Origin of the sequence: Dyadobacter sp. CY327 (assembly GCF_021390415.1) — a bacterium.
In the GTDB taxonomy this organism is placed as follows: Bacteria; Bacteroidota; Bacteroidia; order Cytophagales; family Spirosomataceae; genus Dyadobacter; species Dyadobacter chenhuakuii.
The window spans coordinates 1554899-1570257 of sequence record NZ_JAJUXJ010000007.1 but is presented as its reverse complement, the minus strand read 5'-3'; the positions used below and the strand labels follow the sequence as shown (position 1 = coordinate 1570257).

The following is a 15359-nucleotide window of genomic DNA, read 5'->3' as shown; positions in this document are numbered from 1 at the left end:
TTCAGGCGTGTAGTAAAATACGAATGGCGCAAAACTGCATTATGCCGTTGATCCCGGGAAAGTAACCATGACGGACAAACTATACGGAATATAACAAGGTTTTGCGCCTGAATAAGGCTATCTTAGCATATGAAAATCAAGATATTAGGAAAAAATGATCTCCCGCCGTCAAATTCGACACTAAAATTCAGGATCAAAAATACAACCAATTGGCGCGTTGGCTTTACAGATGGTGAAACCGGTGACTTTGTTCAGGAAGTATCCGGAATTACTTACAGCTATTCCTGGAACCAGATTGATGAATACTATCTCATTACGACTTAAAATTATTCGGAGCGGCACATCGCTTCCAGTATTCAACGATGGATTTCAAAGTTTGTTTGATCTCATTGAAGTCTGAGGGTTTTACAAAGAATCCTTGCGCTGATGTGCTGTAAGCTTCAATGACCACATCCTGATTCAGCGCAGTCGTAAAGAACAAATAGGGGATGCACTTTAAGTTTAGCGATGCATTCTCTCGCAACCTTCTTCTTAGTTGGATCCCATCCAACCTGGGGAGGTTGATATCAGATAAGATGATAAATGGCAACGGTGTTTCACTATTTAAATATGCCAACGCGTCGAGCCCGTCGGGAAAATAAATTCTTTTGTTTGCATAACCCAGCTCTTGAAAAGCTTGTTCAATTAACAGTTGGTCATCTGGATCATCTTCAATAATGATGATATCGCCACCTTTATTCATTTTGGCAAAACATTAAATTTTATAGCAAGCAAAAGAATGCAACCTTTTCTTTGACATGATCTTTTCGTTTTATGTAAGATACCCTTTAATAATGGACATTCAATCTTAGGCCAGGTAATCTCTCGTCCGTAACTGAATGCGTTATTGCGTAATTGCATCATTGTATCCGGGTGATCAAGCAAATCAAGAAATACTTCACTTAGAGCTTGGACATCGTTGAACGGAAACAATCTGCCGCGGCCTTCAGAAAGCAACTCCGCAGCATGCCAGCAGGGCGTAGAAATCACGGCAGATCCTGCACCAATGGCATAGGACAATGTTCCGCTTGTGATCTGTGCCTCATTGGTGTAAGGTTTGAAAGCGGATCACCTGTCACACTTGGCACCGTTTACTGTCCAGTTCGCATTCGTCAATGTCTGGTTTACGGTTAAGTTTGCCTGGTACGAGGGCCTGTTGCTCGGAAACAGGGATGAACAGACCTACATTTGAGCTATGAGAATCAGATATTATATCAGAATGAAAAAGCCAGGGTTAACATTTTACAGAAGTGCGGCGATCGTGCTCATCATCATTTTTGTGGCATTGCAAATCGGCTCTCCTGCCATTGAAAATCCGGCGGTGACCAGCGAAATTGTGGTTCCAAAGGAGGTGAAGCAGATCTTGGAGCGGGCTTGTTATGACTGCCATTCCAATGAAGCCAAAGTAGAATGGTTTGATAGGATCGCCCCGGCATCCTTCCTGGTGGCGCATGATGTGAATGAGGCGCGGGCGCGGTTTAATTTTTCGGAATGGGACAGAAACCCGCCTGCTGTGCAGGAGTTGTTGCTTTGGGAAATGGTGAATGCAATCGATCAGCAGAAAATGCCTTTACAACGTTATCAGCTGGCACATCCGGGCGGCAAAGTGTCTGCATCCGAACTGACGGTTTTGAAACAATATGTCAATACACTACCTGGAAGGCATAAAGTGGATACAGCCAGGATCGTTGCCCAATCTTTAACAAATGATAAAATTTTGACTCAAAAAACGCCGGTCTCCTTGAATGGCATTCCCTATTCTGCGGATTACAAAAACTGGAAGATCATCAGCGTGACGGATAAGTTTGACGGGGGCAGCATGCGGATCGTTTACGGAAATGATATTTTGGTGAAGGCTCTTAAAAACCATCAACTTCCTTTTCCCGACGGATCCAGGGTGGTAAAGGTCGTTTGGGGTAAACAGGCGGAGGATAAGGACGGCAATGTGCTGCCAGGCAATTTTCAAAATGCACAGTTTATGATCAAAGACAGCAAAAAATACAGCTCCACCGAAGGCTGGGGATTTGCAAAATTTGACGGGCTCGATCTGAAACCAGCAGGCAAAACGGTCCTTTTTGAACAGACTTGCGCGAATTGCCACCGGCTGCTTGCACCTGAAAACGATTTTGTATTCAACATTCCGACCAAATAAATAGCACCAAAATGAAGTCAACTATTTCAATATACATCGCAGCGCTGGCACTTTTTGTAATGTCCTGCAACGATCGCAACACCGCCAATCTTGCACCTGAATACCTGTACGATGCGGGAAATCAAAAGGTGATTAAATCCATCATTAATAACAAGAAAGGCACGATTGCAATGCTTTTCGGCAATGATCTTGCACTGCAAACGGCTCAGGATTCTTTGCTCAAACTAAGCCCAGGAGCACAGTATACCCTGGTAACCTGGAAACAAAAACCTATGCCGCAATGGTATGGGACCAATATAAATGCCGAGATTTATTCCGTAGAGCACGTGAATGTTGCTCATAGAAATGTGTCAGGATTAACATTTGACTATGATTTTAAAACCGGGGAAGGCTTTAAGCCCGGTGACGCCAGGCCCGGAAAGGATCAGCAGATCGAATTCATAACTTCCCAACGAGCTGCCGTTTTTCCATGATAAAATGCGGAATCGCACCTGGACCGAATGAATATGGTAACAAAAGCGCCTTTTAAAGTTTCAAATACGATCATTTGGACGAGCTCTGTGGTGCTCGGTTTGCTTTCCTCGGTGCCGCAGTTGGCTTCGAATAAGTTTGTGCCTTTGGAAGCTGCGGTGAATGCGGTCATTACGGCTGTCTTTGCGGTGATTATGTGGTATTTCAATATTTACATGCTTTCGCAAAAAGGCAACAGGTCGCAGGGCCAGCAGATATCGTATGCCAAATTAATCAACTCGCTGGCGTTTGGTCTGGTTGTTATGCTGGGACTGGCTTACATTCAACAGCTTATCCTTTCTCATATTGATTTCGGCCCGGCCATGTTGATGGTGGAAGTGCGTGGGATTTTGATCAACCTGGTGTTTTATATGTTCCTGAATATGCTGCAACAGAATTATGAAAACCAGCATGTGAGCATGGAACTGGAACGGTTCCGGAATGATAATCTGAGTGCGCAATATGACCTTTTGAAACAGCAGGTGAACCCGCATTTTCTGTTCAATAGCCTGAACACGCTTAAAGCAATGGTTGAAACCAATGATCAGCAGTCGGTGGATTTCATCTTAAAACTCGCCAATTTTTACCGATATACACTAGAAAGCCGCAAGCTGGATCTGATCCATTTGAAGGAAGAAATGGAGATTTTGAATGCGTATCTTTTTTTACAGAAAGCGCGATTCGAGGATGGGTTTATTTTTCAAAACAAGCTTGATGAAACTGCGTTAGATACATTAATCCCACCATTTACCTTGCAACTATTAGTTGAAAACTGTCTCAAACACAACATTGTGTCTTTAAGCCGGCCGCTGCAAATCCGGATTTTTAGTGAGGGTGAAAGCATTGTGGTTGAAAACCAGATCCAGCTCAGAAAGAACCAGGAAGATTCCCTGGGTGTGGGTTTGAAAAACATTGAATTGAAATACAGCCATTTATTAAATAAAAAGGTTGAGGTGATCAACGGCCAGGACCTATTTAAGGTTAGACTTCCAATTATTCATGAACATCGTAATCATTGAGGACGAGCTGAAAACAGCCCGCTCCCTTGAAAATATCCTCCGGCAACTGCGCCCGGCAGCCAAAATCACGGGACCGTATCAGAGTGTCGAAGAATCTGTTGAGGCACTTTCGGCGGGACCGCAGCCAGACCTGATCTTTCTGGACATTCAGTTGGCCGATGGGTTGAGTTTTGAAATTTTCAAATCTGTGGAAATCGTTTGCCCAGTAATATTCTGTACGGCTTTTGATGCCTATTCACTGGAAGCCTTCAAACGAAATGGTGTGGATTATGTGCTGAAACCCTTTTCCAAGGAAGACATTGCAGGGGCGCTCGCCAAAGTCGACAATCTGAAAAATTTCTTCCAGCAAAAAGCGATTCCCGATTTAAGCGAGCTGCTCAATAAAATAGTGCCGCCGGCAGAGAAAACCAGTTTTCTGGTATTTAAACATCAAAAATACACCACGGTTCAAACTGCGCAGATCGCGTTTTTTTATATTAAAAATGAAACATCCATGATCATGTGTTTCGATGGACAGGAGTTTACACTGAGCCAATCTCTCGATCAGATCGCGGCGTCCGTGAGCCAAAAGCAATTTTTCAGGGTAAACCGGCAATATCTGGTCAACTTTTCAGCCATTAAGGAAATCGAACATCATTTTCTTAGGAAATTGTATGTGAAGCTGACCATTGAAACGCCTGACCAACTATTGATCAACAAAGAAAAAACGCCGGCATTTCTGGCATGGATGGAGAATCGTTAACAATGTTTTCTCACTCAAAGAATCCGTCAAGGAATATCCCGCCGTCAAAAATGATATTGCCGGTCTGGCTTTATCATCTTACTTTAAGAATTGATAATTTGGTGCGTATGGATAACCGTAGCAAATTCCTTATTTAATTGTGCCAGTGCCGTTTGATGCATCGTTTCACCATCATAATGCTGGCCATTAATGCCACTTTTTCCAAAAGTCGCCGTTGCGTCGGCTACAACAAATGTCTCATACCCAAAATTGCCGGCCATTCTGGTAGTCGTAGACACGCAATGATCTGTTGTTAAACCTGCAATAACCAGTGCCCGAATCCCTTTCTCATCCAGTTGTTCTTTCAGATTAGTACCAATGAAGGCGCTGTTGACGGATTTTTGGACAATTGTTTCTCCTGGTAAGGGTTTAACAATGTCTTTAAAGTGATGTCCGGGACTGCTTATATTAAGTTTCGAATCGGGATTGACTGATATGTGCTGTATGTGAAAGATTGGCAGATTATTCGCTCTCCAATAGTCCAGCAACTCTTTCGCATTTTCTTCTGCATTCGGGTTATTTCTGGATCCGCCCCAATATGTTTCATCGTCAAAACCTTTCTGTATATCGATTAAAATTAAGGCGGGTATCATTTCTTTTTTTAGATTCATGTTTACTGAATTTTAACCTGGCGTTCGCCACATTGACAACGGAACTTGGACGTCCAAAATTGGTAATCCAGCACCGGACTTAGAAGTCGGAAACTGCTGGATTGTCCTTTTTTCAACCCAAATACCCGTTTTTTTTGTTTAAAATGTATTGAAACATCATTTAAATAGTTCGCTATTACAATAATGTTCGTCGATCAAATCAGGATGCTAGCTTATTCTGTTTCCATACAATTGCATCGTTAGCATAAGGCACATTTAGGTGTGAATCCCTAACAAAAAAATTCTCTGCACAATGAACAGTGTGCAGAGAATCTTGTCATTTGCTAAATAGACATTAAGGCTGATCTTCTGAATTGACGGCTGAAATATCGGTTACATTGCCCCAGCCGCCTGAAATTGGTTTTGTAATCCCTGCTTCATCTATGCTGTATAATGTGCCTTGGCTAACAACCAGGAGATTTTTACCAGTGCATGTCAATTGGGCATTGGACGAAAAAGTTGTGGTTCCGTGTTGGACAATGTCGCCATTGGTCGGGTTTACTTTATAGAGTTTGCCGTTCGGTTTGATGACATAAAGCCAAGCTTTCCAGCCCACCATTTCGGTAACCCCGCTGTATCCGTATCCCATGACACTATTATTTTTACCATCAATTGAAATAATGTGGAGCCTGTCGCCGACGACCGCGTAGGGGAGCCCGAATGCGTAGGCCAATGCGGTTCCGCCGCTGAAAAATGGCCCTGTGTATTGCTGTCTAACACAATTTGTTGCCTCGGTTTTCCATACGCTCCCGTCTTGCAATGTGAAGATATTTCCTTTGTAGTAAGTCATGCCGTTCACGGGTCCTGTGCCTGATGTTACATTATAAGCCCAGCCAGATTTCGATCTGATCTGCGTCACCTTATTGCCTTGTGATAGAAAGAATTGATCTTTCAACGCATAAATCTCACCTGCTCCGGTGTAAAGCGTTGCCAATGGTGCATTTTTGCCCGTTGCCGCGTCTCCCGCCAGAATGCCGGTAGGTGTAACAGCAAACACATTGGAATACATAGCAGTGATGCACTGGGCATCGCCTACTGACAGTTGGCTTCGCTGCACGGTAAATGCCTTGTTATCCAGCGTAGTCATGACAGGCTGGCCGTTTTGTGAGTATGCGTACGAGTCGAGCATCATAATAGAGCCGAAATCGAAGGAGCCGTATTTCCTGTTGTCGTATCCCTCATTATCCAGGATTGTAAAGTTCGGTTTTGCGGCTTCGGCAACATTGTTGAGATTAACCTTAACATTAGCGTTCCGGTCGTAGCGTGTATGCTCGTGCAGCAGACCCGCTGTGTGTCCGATCTCATGCAGAATACCACCTTTGGTCGGGAAAAACGGAATCCCTATAAACTGCTGGCCACCGATGCGGCCAATAGAAGATGAGTAGCCCCGGCTGCGTGTAAATGTTACATAACTTGTCTGCGCAAATTGATAACCCGGAATATCAGCAAGAGAACGACGACGTATAAAACGCAATGGCGTAGCAGCTTCCACATCAGCAATCGCTGCGAGAATGGCACTGTCATCCGAAATGCTTGGGTCCACGATATACTGAATGAAGTTGTTGGGCCAGAGTGAATGTATCTTGGTAAAAGCCTGGGTCCTTGCACCGGTGTTTTGGCCCAGTTGTTCGGGTGTCAGGATGATATCGCCTTCAAAAACTGCCTTTCCATCTATTTCTGAATAGGTTATTTCTTTGCCAAAAAGCCTTCCTCGTTTTGTGATGCCATCTTCTCCGGGATAAGCCGTTTCCGGAGCAACGACATTCACTTTCGCTTCTGCCGACGCGCCTACCGCTTTTTCAGGCTCCATTTCCCGGCACGAAGTGAGATAAAGTGTCGCACACAATGCAATTGTTGTCTTGGCTAATAAATGGTTTGTTTTCATGATTGCCCGATTTTAAATGATTTGGTTTCAATGAATGTTACCCACATTCGAATGATCAAAACTAAATCTGGTTCGGGCAGTAAGCCTGAGATAATCGGTGAAGGGAGGGTTAAAATCGCTAAACGTAAGGCATCACTTTTCCTGCGAAGCAATTTGCTAGTGGTCGCTATCGGATATATGCCTGATTACTGCAGTTTAAGCGATAGAAGATCTTTTGCTACGACATGAAGGTCATTATTCAACTGGTGTCCTCCGGATGGAATTTCTCGAAATGTCGCCCATGGAAGTTCCCGCTGATAATTAGCAAGTTGAATAAACGGAACTTCCTCATCGTCCTGGCAATGATACAAGAATAGCGGAATATTCTTATCGATCGTTTCTGCAAAGTCCTGACGCAATTTAAAAGGCTCCACCCAGTCTTCACTTCCTTCCCAGAAAGGTGTCGCAATCAGAAAAATGCCTGCAATCCTTCGCTCAATGTTGAATTCGGAAAGGCATGCCAACAACATGGACGCACCGAGTGAGTGGGCAACTAAGATAACCCCATCTTCACTGTCTGAAATTGCTTCCTTGATTTGCTGCTGCCTCCCCAGATCCGGTGATCCGTCATTGGGTAAGAAAGGATAATGGATGGAGTAGGGAGCCCCCAGGCTGTCTTCCAGTGATTCGACCAGTTTTTTGTCGGCGTCATAGTCTTCCTTCGACCCGCCACCGTGAAAGAATATAATGCGATTTGCCACAAGCTTTTATAGTTTGAAATCAGACTTTAATTACCTCCCATCAAAGTTATTTAAATGATATCTCCACCAGGCAGGCAAAACCGGACATATGTAGGGGGAAGGTCGGTCAGCATTGACGGGGATAACTACTATTTAGTACGATCTATTCAGCGCCGTATAATGGTGCTGAAAAAGGATGTTTAAAGCTAAAAGCATAAAAAGAAGGGCGATTTGTCGTCAGATAATCAAGCCGCTCAATGGCTTGTTCCATCGTAGGGAATGTTCCTGCGGGAATCCACCACATTGCCATGGATACTTTTCCGTAGTTCAAAAACCACTCGCGCCGTCTTTTTAAAAATTCAGCATGAAAAGAGCGGTAGGTAAATGCTTGTAAAGTCGGTATATCCCGCCAAACAGAAACATTGGTAATGACGGTCAGGTCTTGAAAGGGATCAAGCCCGGTTGCATTATTATTCTCTTCTTTCAAACGCCACACAAAACCTTCACTTACTTCTGCAAGTGCATTAACTGCATCGAGATTGTCTACAAACTCTTTCATCACAGGGTCATTGATATCAATTCCCTTCATCTTGGCCACATTAATTTGGGCTAGTTGGTATTGCTGCATTGCTATGGATTTTATCAGCTTTATTTCAAAGCACTTACAGATATTGATCAAAAATGATCTAACTTGCGCAAAAGTAATCAGAATTGGGCGTCGAGTTATTGGATAGGGGAAAAGATCACTAGGGAAGTTCGTGAACGGCTATTGAATCTCGTTGTCCGGGCCTGCTCAGCGGCGGAACGGGCGTTTTCTGCTCACATTTTCTTCAGAAACATTTATTAATTTACATAATAACAGAGGTATGAGTCAAATGATGATCTTAGTAGCCGGTCCTTATCGTTCGGGAACCGGTGATGATCCAGAGCTGATTGAGGCAAATGTAGATGCTATGACAAAGGCGGCTTTGGAGGTTTATAATAAAGGCCACCTACCGGTAATGGGGGAATGGTTTGCATTGCCATTGATCGAAGCGGCAGGTTCGCAAACCATGGGGGACGAAATATTCAATAGGATCTTTCATCCTGTGGCTGTTGATTTAATTGCTAAATGTGATGCAGTTCTCAGGATTGGAGGCCCTTCTGCCGGGGCAGATGAAATGGTGTCAACGGGAGCAAATCAAGGGAAAATCATTTTTAAGAATATCAATGAAATCCCTGGATTTGGTAAATAATAGAGCCTTCGGCAATGTAGCCGACCGTCGGGCATAGCAAAGGGAAGATTGCTACTTTTTGGCCCGGATATCCAGGTTGTGAAACATGAAAACCCTTAGCACATTGTTGCTGTTGAAATGGTTGCCCGAAGGAAGTTGCTGGAACTGGTTCATATAACCGACTTGTAAATTGAGCCCTTTGGTAAACTGGTAACCCAAGCCCAGGAAAAGGCGGTTCTGGTCAAAAAGATTGTAAGTAATCTGCTTGCCGGCATTGATATGAATTTCATCATTGAATGCAAAGAACACTGTCCCCGGCTCGATGAAATCACTGTTTAGGGGAACCATCAGATTGAGCAGATACCTGAACCGGAAGTTGAAATTGTAACCTTCCTGCAAAGCGTCATTGGCAATCTTGCGGTTAAATCGCTCTTCCACCCGGATCCACTGCTGGGTTTGCAGCCGCTTCTGACGGCTTGTCCAAAGCACCTGCTGCCAAAGCCTGTTCTCAGGCCGAACAGTGTGCAGGCCAGCCGCGGGATAGCTGCGCGCATAGGCATAACCGGCCGTGAACCTGAGGTGGTCGTTGGCATAATAGGTAATTCCTGGCCGGATGATCTGTGTGGACCAGCGGTCTAAAAAATCAGTTCTTCTTGCATGCAAATCCAGCCAGATACCCCATTTATCTGTTATCCTGGTCTGGTTGAAATATCCTAACCACACACCATTGAGCTTATTGACTTGTTTTTGTGCGTGGGACGGGACTGAAAACAGGACAAGCAGTAGTAAAGCTAATCTTTTCATAAAAGCAATTAATCAGAATTTAAAGGTACGTTTTCAGGCAAAAACCAATGAGCGCCGCAGCCAGGATGATGTAAGGTTCTTGCAGTTTTTTAAAATAAATAAGTGCAAGTATGGTCAGGACTGCGATGGCAGCCGATGTAACATCAACGATTGACCGGGTCGCAATCACAGTAACCGATCCGACCAGCGCGCCGACCACAGCTGCTGTAATCCCATCGACAAATGCTTTGATACTGGCATTCTTGGAGATTTTTTTGAAATAAGGTGCGGGCAAAACTGTGAAAACAAAGCAGGGAAGAAAGACGCCCAAGGCAGCGACAGCCGCCCCGGCAAACCCGGAAACCAGGAATCCGATAAAGCCAACGGTTATCACAACCGGTCCGGGTGTAATCATGGCAACCGCTACGGAATCCAGGAACTGCTGCTCATTGAGCCATCCCATTTCGCCAACGACACCTGCCTGCAAAAATGGAATAATTGCCAGGCCGCTTCCAAAAACAAAGGCGCCTGCCTGAGTGAAAAATATCCGAGTTTGACAAGCTCGTCAGGCTCATATTGCCAGAAGCCCGTGCCGGCCAGGAAGATGACAGACAAAGATGTATCCCTTCGTTGCAGCCATTCGGGCGGCGCTTTCACGACCATATAAATGAAGCCCAGAAGAATGAAAAGCCACACTTCTTCCCGCTGGGTGATCGCAGTAACGAGGGCCATTGTAAAAAAGAAAAGCCAGAGGATCCATCTGCTTTTGATCGCTTGTAGCTCTATTTTACTGATTGATTTGATAGTGAGTTTGTAACAACTTAGCGTAATGATACCGATCACCGCTGCGCCAACGCCATAAAACACAGATTGCATCCAGGGAAGCCCGCCGTAAAGTTTATAAGCCATCCCCAACAAAACTACCATGACAAAGGATGGTAGCACAAAGGCAAGTCCGGTAAGGGTAGCGCCCCAAATCCCGTGATGCACATAGCCCAGGTAGATGCCGAGCTGGGCAGCAAGCGGGCCAGGAGCCAGCTGGGCAAGGGCCAGGCCCTCGCGGTATTCATCTTCACTAATCCACCCTTTGTCTTCCACCAAATCACGGTGCATGTAGCCGATCAGGGCAACGGGACCGCCAAAGCCCAGCGTACCGAGTTTTAAAAAATAGCTGGTCAGCTCCGCCAGGCTGTATTTAATTGTTTGTGGCTGCGTCAGGGTTTCCATACATGTTTTTTCTTCGAAGGCATGAATGTCTCCAAGTTTACACTCGTATTTGCTTAACAATGCAATACTAGGGCACCCAATGACCAAATGATAGAATGGAAATGACGGATTTGTACGGAGATTACTTTTTTGGCAAATTTTTCCGGAAATCCGACGGATTTTGTCCCGTTTGAGCTTTGAAGATCCTGTTGAAATGGCTTTGATCTGAGAACCCGGTCAGATAAGCAATCTCGGATAAGGTATGGTCGGGGTTTGCAAGCAAATCGACGGCTTTTTCGATGCGCAGCTTGCGAATGTATTCACCAAAAGACAGGTTGCTGAAATACTTCGAAAACTCGCGGGACACGTAGGACGGATGTATTTGTAAACCCTCGGAAATTTCTTTCAGGCTTAAACTTAGGTTGGTATCGATCTGGTCCTGAATGATTTCTTTGAGTTCTTTTGCCCATTTAGGGGTTTTAAGATGCTCAGATTTCTGTTTATCCAGGTAAGTATTAAAAACAGCCAGCAGCAGCTTCTCGGTTGGGTTTTGGGTGTGCTTTTGTTTCTGAAGGTGCGTTGCCCAGCTATAAAGCGCATCATAAATCAGCATTCCTTTTTCAAGCAGTTCATGATCGTCAGTGATATTATAAGCAAGGCCTGCCGATATTGCCCAGAGCCCGGATGACTGGGCAGCCAGCGAATGGTCGTCAGTATCAGCCCCGCGGATGATGACAGCCATATCCTTTAATGCAGGATCTTCGATCTCATATCTTTCGAGAAAAAAGTCGAAAGTGCAGCGGTCTTCATAATGAGTGAATTCAGTGTCCGGAATATCGAAGGGCGTAGCGCCCAGTTCCGCTGCTTTGGCTTTAACCTGATCAAATGGGAAGAAAAAGATCTGTGCATCCGGATCAATGAACCGTTTGATCAGCCAGGGACAGGCGATGCGGTCAATTTTTGGGCGTTCGCGGGTGATCCACTTCATTCTGACTATATAAACTGACTATACAAAAATGTTTTGTCCGTCAAAGGTAACGATTGACACTTGACAAAACTTCGGAATAGAATGAGCAGTATGTGATTGAGTTCCAAAATTCACTTTTCTGCTCTATAAACATACATCGACATTCACACAACCGCTACGGCCGGAACAGCGCCGCGTGGTCTTTTGCAAAATCGCTAAATGTGCGCGGTGCTGTTCCGGTTGCATCCATAATGCCCGGAGCCACTTCCGAAGCTTCACCTTTCTTATAATGTGCATAGTCTTCCACAAGTCCCTCAGCCTGCCAGGTTGGGAAGCCGACCTTCAAGAGCATTTCTTCAAGCATTTCAGAAGTAAGGTCTATAAATGTAACGGAGTGGCCGAGGACAGCAGAAAGCGTTTCCGCCAATTCGTGGTGCGACAATGCTTCCGGACCGGTTAACGCATAAACCTGATTTTCGTGCCGTGGATCGGTGAGCGCTGCTGCTGCGGCAGCGGCTATGTCACGTACGTCCACAATGCTGATTTTAGCATCGCCAATGGCACCGTAAAACTGTCCCTGAAAACGAATTGAATCCCGGAAACCGAGCAGTCCTTGCATGAAAAGGTTGGGTCTTAGGAAGGTATATAGCATTCCCGACTTGCGGATATGTGCTTCAACCGCAGCATGGTAACGCAAAAAGCGCACCGGTGACTCAGCGTCTGCGGCCCATTGAGACAGCTTAACAATGTGCTTTACACCAGCCTCTTGCGCTATGTCGACAAATCTAATCTGCTGCTGTTCTGCCTGCTCCGATGAGTTCGTCAGCAAAAATGCCCGTTCGACTCCGGTTAATGCTGACTTTAATGATTCGGAATCATTGAAATCGCCGGTTAAAAGTTCGGCTCCGGCCAGATCGTCCATGTTCTGCGCACGAGCGACCGAACGAACCATGGCTTTGTAGGGTACGTCTTGGGCTGACAATATTTTGCATAATTCTTTTCCAATCGTTCCCGTTGCACCGGTTACCAATAATTTTGTTAATTCTGATGTTGCCATTTTGGATAAAGTTTTTGTTTTATTTTAGGTCAAAATTAAGCGAGCTATGGTCGGTAAAATTGTAAGAAAACGAAATGACTAAGCTATCCATTGGTACGCACTTTGACGCTCCGGCTGCATTGGCTGACGTGATCAAGCACTTTTACTGTATTCAAACAGACCTCGATTTTGAACGGACGCCCCAGTTCTTGTCGCCAAGTTTAGAAATCATGCTGATATTTAATTTTGGTGTTCCTTTACCATTGTCGTTTGGTAATGGCGCGTTTCAGGAGCACGAAACGAGAAAAGTTGTGATGCTGGGCCCGTTGCGGAAAATGCTGCATTACGAGGTGTTGCCGGAAACGGACATCATTGTAATCACATTCAACCACAATGGCTTTTACAGGCTTTTCAACATTCCGGCGGAACAAATGGAAACCGAAAAAATCTATGATCCCGACCAGGTGCTAGGCATTGCCGGATTCGACGCGTTATGGAATGCACTTGCAGGAATGCCCACAACCGAAGACCGCATTGGGTTGCTGATCGCACACGGTCATGCATTTATCAAAGCACCTGAAAAAGAAAGCATTCCCTTACTAGCAGGTTTTGAAGATAGCAACATTGATTTTGGAAAACCTTCAAAATCAATTGCTGCTGACGCCAATCTATCCGAGCGGATGGTGCAAATGCGTTTCAAAAAATACATGGGATTTTCTACCAAAGAACTTACCCGCTTGCTTCGGTTCAAACAGGTTATCGAATTTATTCAAAAACAAGAAGACGAAGTGGACTGGCTAACCCTCGTTGCCCAGTTCGGCTATCACGACCAGAGTCACCTCATTAAAGACTTCAGGTATTACCTCGCTACCACACCCAGGAAATTTGTTCAGGAGTTTTTGGGAAAAACCTTTTGCGTAAGCCGGGCGCGAGCATAAGCGACAACCAATCAATCCTGATTCACCCCGGCTTCGTAGTAGAGGTCCGCTAGCGCTTGCTGGTATTTTGTTACGAGTTCTGCTTGTTTCATCATCATGTCGATGAGCTTGGATTCGCGGCTGTTGATTAAAAATAATGTGCTTTCACCCAGATCAAATTTTTGAAGCTCACCGCGAACCAGGAATTTTTGATTCACAATGCTTTGCGTCTGGATAGTGAGTTGCGCCTGGTATGCTTTCAGGTTGTTGAACGAGCTGCGGATATTGGTTTGAATGGTTCGTGCTTGGTTTTGAACATCGAGGTTCAGGTCCATTTGCTTCACTTTGATCTCATTGAGTTTACCTCTTGCCGAGCGCAGGAACAGCGGGAACGAGAAATCAAAACCCACTTTATAGTTATTCCAGCCAATGTCATAATAATCAGGTACATAAGAATTGAAATCCCTGCGTGTGGTCAGCAGCGAGCCGCTGACATTGAGTTTTGGTTTCAGCATTTCGCGCAGATAATTGCGTTCAATAGCGAGCTGGACTCCCTTATTGCGAAGCATTTGAAGCTTGGGGTGGTTGTCTTCGGCACGGTTCAGCAAATCATCGAGGTGGTTGGCCGATACAATAGCCACAGCGGAGTCGGCGTTGACGGGCACGGCGTCTTCCGGCAATTCGAGTGGATTTCCTTTTTCGTCCCAGATGTGATTGGAAACAAGCAATCTGGAATTCTGGATCTCGATTTCAATCTTAGCCAGCTGGATCGATCTTTCCTGCACCGTGATAAATGCTTCTACGGAGTCAATTGCAGGCTTTTCGCCCAGTAATGCCTGATTACGCGTGGCGGTGTAGCGCGTGGTTGCCAGCTCGACGCCACGACGGATGAGCTGATATTGCTGATGCGCATAAAACCAGTTCCAGTAATCTTTCACAGCCTGAAACCAAACTTTGTTGATCTCATTGACCCTTTCTGCTTCGGCATACGCTACCATGACGCGCGATTGACGCAGGGTATTTCGGCGAGCATCAATCAGCAGCCCCTGGCCAATCGGCACACTAATGCCTACGCCACCCAGGCCTGTCAGCGGCGTGGTTGTTTCTGGATTAGTGTAACTCCCCACATTTCTGTCGAACCCGATCTTTAAATCAGCTCCTGCCAGCCATAGAGGCACTTTTAGTTCACTCGTCCAATGGTTATAGTAATTTTTTCCACCAAATTGTTTCTGGTCGAATGATGCTTTAAGGTTTGGGTCAAAACTGCCAAGCGCCTGGGTTACCCTCGCCCGCGCGGCAGCGCTCAGTAACCCGGCTTGTTTAACGACCGGATTGTTCTGCATCACTAGCTCACGCAGGTCTGCTATCGAAAATATTTTTGTAGAGTCGGGGACAGATGCTACGCTTGCAAACACACTCTGGACAAACAGCAAGAGGCATAGCCAAAGGGCAAGCATGCCCCGTCTTATTGTCATGTTCAT

The 15359-nt window shown here is 45.3% G+C and carries 18 protein-coding genes; 7 read left to right on the top strand and 11 right to left on the bottom strand.

Translation table 11 applies throughout. The features are described 5' to 3' along the window. Positions 1 to 129: 129 nt before the first annotated feature. Positions 130 to 324 (top strand): hypothetical protein, encoded by a 195-nt coding sequence (locus LZG74_RS22835; RefSeq protein WP_233798802.1) that lies wholly within the window; start codon positions 130 to 132, stop codon positions 322 to 324. On the opposite strand, the gene LZG74_RS22830 is transcribed toward LZG74_RS22835, so the two are convergent. Next, a complete protein-coding gene (locus LZG74_RS22830) occupies positions 314 to 742 on the bottom strand; it encodes a response regulator (protein WP_233798801.1) in 429 nt (142 codons plus the stop codon). The two genes, LZG74_RS22835 and LZG74_RS22830, sit on opposite strands and share 11 nt — an antisense overlap. Positions 743 to 1234: 492 nt before the next feature. Here LZG74_RS22830 and LZG74_RS22825 point away from each other — a divergent pair, with 492 nt between their 5' ends. The 4 genes from LZG74_RS22825 to LZG74_RS22810 are packed head-to-tail and all read left to right on the top strand — an operon-like array spanning position 1235 to position 4462. Next, on the top strand, positions 1235 to 2191 hold the full coding sequence (locus LZG74_RS22825; protein WP_233798800.1) for a heme-binding domain-containing protein: 957 nt from the start codon (positions 1235 to 1237) through the stop codon (positions 2189 to 2191). An 11-nt stretch (positions 2192 to 2202) separates the two neighbouring features. Then, complete coding sequence (locus tag LZG74_RS22820; protein ID WP_233798799.1) at positions 2203 to 2664, top strand: hypothetical protein; 462 nt, start codon at positions 2203 to 2205, stop codon at positions 2662 to 2664. A 27-nt stretch (positions 2665 to 2691) separates the two neighbouring features. Next, positions 2692 to 3720, top strand: a complete 1029-nt coding sequence (locus LZG74_RS22815) for a sensor histidine kinase (protein ID WP_233798798.1) — start codon at positions 2692 to 2694, stop codon at positions 3718 to 3720. Continuing rightward, entirely contained in the window at positions 3701 to 4462 is a 762-nt protein-coding gene (locus LZG74_RS22810; RefSeq protein WP_233798797.1) for a LytTR family DNA-binding domain-containing protein, read from the top strand. The genes LZG74_RS22815 and LZG74_RS22810 overlap by 20 nt, the downstream gene beginning before the upstream one ends. Positions 4463 to 4545: 83 nt before the next feature. Here the strand turns inward: LZG74_RS22810 and LZG74_RS22805 are convergent, their stop codons facing one another. The 4 genes from LZG74_RS22805 to LZG74_RS22790 form a co-directional block, all read right to left on the bottom strand. Further along, the gene (locus LZG74_RS22805; protein WP_233798796.1) at positions 4546 to 5112 is read right to left on the bottom strand and encodes a cysteine hydrolase family protein; all 567 of its coding nucleotides are present in this window, start codon (positions 5110 to 5112) and stop codon (positions 4546 to 4548) included. A 334-nt stretch (positions 5113 to 5446) separates the two neighbouring features. Beyond that, complete coding sequence (locus tag LZG74_RS22800; protein WP_233798795.1) at positions 5447 to 7036, bottom strand: M12 family metallopeptidase; 1590 nt, start codon at positions 7034 to 7036, stop codon at positions 5447 to 5449. Between the two features lie 185 nt (positions 7037 to 7221). Then, positions 7222 to 7776 (bottom strand): alpha/beta hydrolase, encoded by a 555-nt coding sequence (locus LZG74_RS22795; protein ID WP_233798794.1) that lies wholly within the window; start codon positions 7774 to 7776, stop codon positions 7222 to 7224. A 142-nt stretch (positions 7777 to 7918) separates the two neighbouring features. After that, positions 7919 to 8383 (bottom strand): DUF3291 domain-containing protein, encoded by a 465-nt coding sequence (locus tag LZG74_RS22790; protein ID WP_233798793.1) that lies wholly within the window; start codon positions 8381 to 8383, stop codon positions 7919 to 7921. A 247-nt stretch (positions 8384 to 8630) separates the two neighbouring features. Between LZG74_RS22790 and LZG74_RS22785 the strand changes: the two genes are divergently transcribed. After that, complete coding sequence (locus tag LZG74_RS22785) at positions 8631 to 8990, top strand: DUF4406 domain-containing protein (protein ID WP_233798792.1); 360 nt, start codon at positions 8631 to 8633, stop codon at positions 8988 to 8990. A 51-nt stretch (positions 8991 to 9041) separates the two neighbouring features. Here the strand turns inward: LZG74_RS22785 and LZG74_RS22780 are convergent, their stop codons facing one another. From LZG74_RS22780 to LZG74_RS22765, 5 genes are all read right to left on the bottom strand, one after another. Then, positions 9042 to 9773, bottom strand: a complete 732-nt coding sequence (locus tag LZG74_RS22780; protein WP_233798791.1) for a DUF2490 domain-containing protein — start codon at positions 9771 to 9773, stop codon at positions 9042 to 9044. Between the two features lie 19 nt (positions 9774 to 9792). Further along, the gene (locus LZG74_RS26310; RefSeq protein WP_310589375.1) at positions 9793 to 10251 is read right to left on the bottom strand and encodes a chromate transporter; all 459 of its coding nucleotides are present in this window, start codon (positions 10249 to 10251) and stop codon (positions 9793 to 9795) included. After that, complete coding sequence (gene chrA / locus LZG74_RS22775; protein ID WP_255699532.1) at positions 10176 to 10979, bottom strand: chromate efflux transporter; 804 nt, start codon at positions 10977 to 10979, stop codon at positions 10176 to 10178. Before chrA ends, LZG74_RS26310 begins: the two co-directional genes overlap by 76 nt. 121 nt (positions 10980 to 11100) lie before the next feature. Further along, positions 11101 to 11946 (bottom strand): chromate resistance protein ChrB domain-containing protein, encoded by an 846-nt coding sequence (locus LZG74_RS22770; protein ID WP_233798790.1) that lies wholly within the window; start codon positions 11944 to 11946, stop codon positions 11101 to 11103. 154 nt (positions 11947 to 12100) lie between these two features. Next, a complete protein-coding gene (locus tag LZG74_RS22765) occupies positions 12101 to 12982 on the bottom strand; it encodes an SDR family oxidoreductase (RefSeq protein WP_233798789.1) in 882 nt (293 codons plus the stop codon). Between the two features lie 74 nt (positions 12983 to 13056). Here LZG74_RS22765 and LZG74_RS22760 point away from each other — a divergent pair, with 74 nt between their 5' ends. Further along, a complete protein-coding gene (locus LZG74_RS22760) occupies positions 13057 to 13899 on the top strand; it encodes a helix-turn-helix domain-containing protein (RefSeq protein ID WP_233798788.1) in 843 nt (280 codons plus the stop codon). Positions 13900 to 13910: 11 nt separating this feature from the next. Here the strand turns inward: LZG74_RS22760 and LZG74_RS22755 are convergent, their stop codons facing one another. After that, positions 13911 to 15359, bottom strand: a complete 1449-nt coding sequence (locus LZG74_RS22755; RefSeq protein ID WP_233798787.1) for a TolC family protein — start codon at positions 15357 to 15359, stop codon at positions 13911 to 13913.

Excerpts from the sequence above, each read along its gene's own strand:
- LZG74_RS22825 (WP_233798800.1), top strand. The coding sequence starts at position 1,235 with ATGAGAATCAGATATTATATCAGAATGAAAAAGCCAGGGTTAACATTT.
- LZG74_RS22810 (WP_233798797.1), top strand. The coding sequence starts at position 3,701 with ATGAACATCGTAATCATTGAGGACGAGCTGAAAACAGCCCGCTCCCTT.
- LZG74_RS22755 (WP_233798787.1), bottom strand. The coding sequence starts at position 15,359 with ATGAACATGACAATAAGACGGGGCATGCTTGCCCTTTGGCTATGCCTC.
- LZG74_RS22785 (WP_233798792.1), top strand. The coding sequence starts at position 8,631 with ATGATGATCTTAGTAGCCGGTCCTTATCGTTCGGGAACCGGTGATGAT.
- LZG74_RS22790 (WP_233798793.1), bottom strand. The coding sequence starts at position 8,383 with ATGCAGCAATACCAACTAGCCCAAATTAATGTGGCCAAGATGAAGGGA.
- LZG74_RS22815 (WP_233798798.1), top strand. The coding sequence starts at position 2,692 with ATGAATATGGTAACAAAAGCGCCTTTTAAAGTTTCAAATACGATCATT.
- LZG74_RS22780 (WP_233798791.1), bottom strand. The coding sequence starts at position 9,773 with ATGAAAAGATTAGCTTTACTACTGCTTGTCCTGTTTTCAGTCCCGTCC.
- LZG74_RS22800 (WP_233798795.1), bottom strand. The coding sequence starts at position 7,036 with ATGAAAACAAACCATTTATTAGCCAAGACAACAATTGCATTGTGTGCG.
- LZG74_RS22770 (WP_233798790.1), bottom strand. The coding sequence starts at position 11,946 with ATGAAGTGGATCACCCGCGAACGCCCAAAAATTGACCGCATCGCCTGT.
- LZG74_RS22760 (WP_233798788.1), top strand. The coding sequence starts at position 13,057 with ATGACTAAGCTATCCATTGGTACGCACTTTGACGCTCCGGCTGCATTG.
- chrA (WP_255699532.1), bottom strand. The coding sequence starts at position 10,979 with ATGGAAACCCTGACGCAGCCACAAACAATTAAATACAGCCTGGCGGAG.
- LZG74_RS22805 (WP_233798796.1), bottom strand. The coding sequence starts at position 5,112 with ATGAATCTAAAAAAAGAAATGATACCCGCCTTAATTTTAATCGATATA.
- LZG74_RS22835 (WP_233798802.1), top strand. The coding sequence starts at position 130 with ATGAAAATCAAGATATTAGGAAAAAATGATCTCCCGCCGTCAAATTCG.
- LZG74_RS22820 (WP_233798799.1), top strand. The coding sequence starts at position 2,203 with ATGAAGTCAACTATTTCAATATACATCGCAGCGCTGGCACTTTTTGTA.
- LZG74_RS22830 (WP_233798801.1), bottom strand. The coding sequence starts at position 742 with ATGAATAAAGGTGGCGATATCATCATTATTGAAGATGATCCAGATGAC.
- LZG74_RS22765 (WP_233798789.1), bottom strand. The coding sequence starts at position 12,982 with ATGGCAACATCAGAATTAACAAAATTATTGGTAACCGGTGCAACGGGA.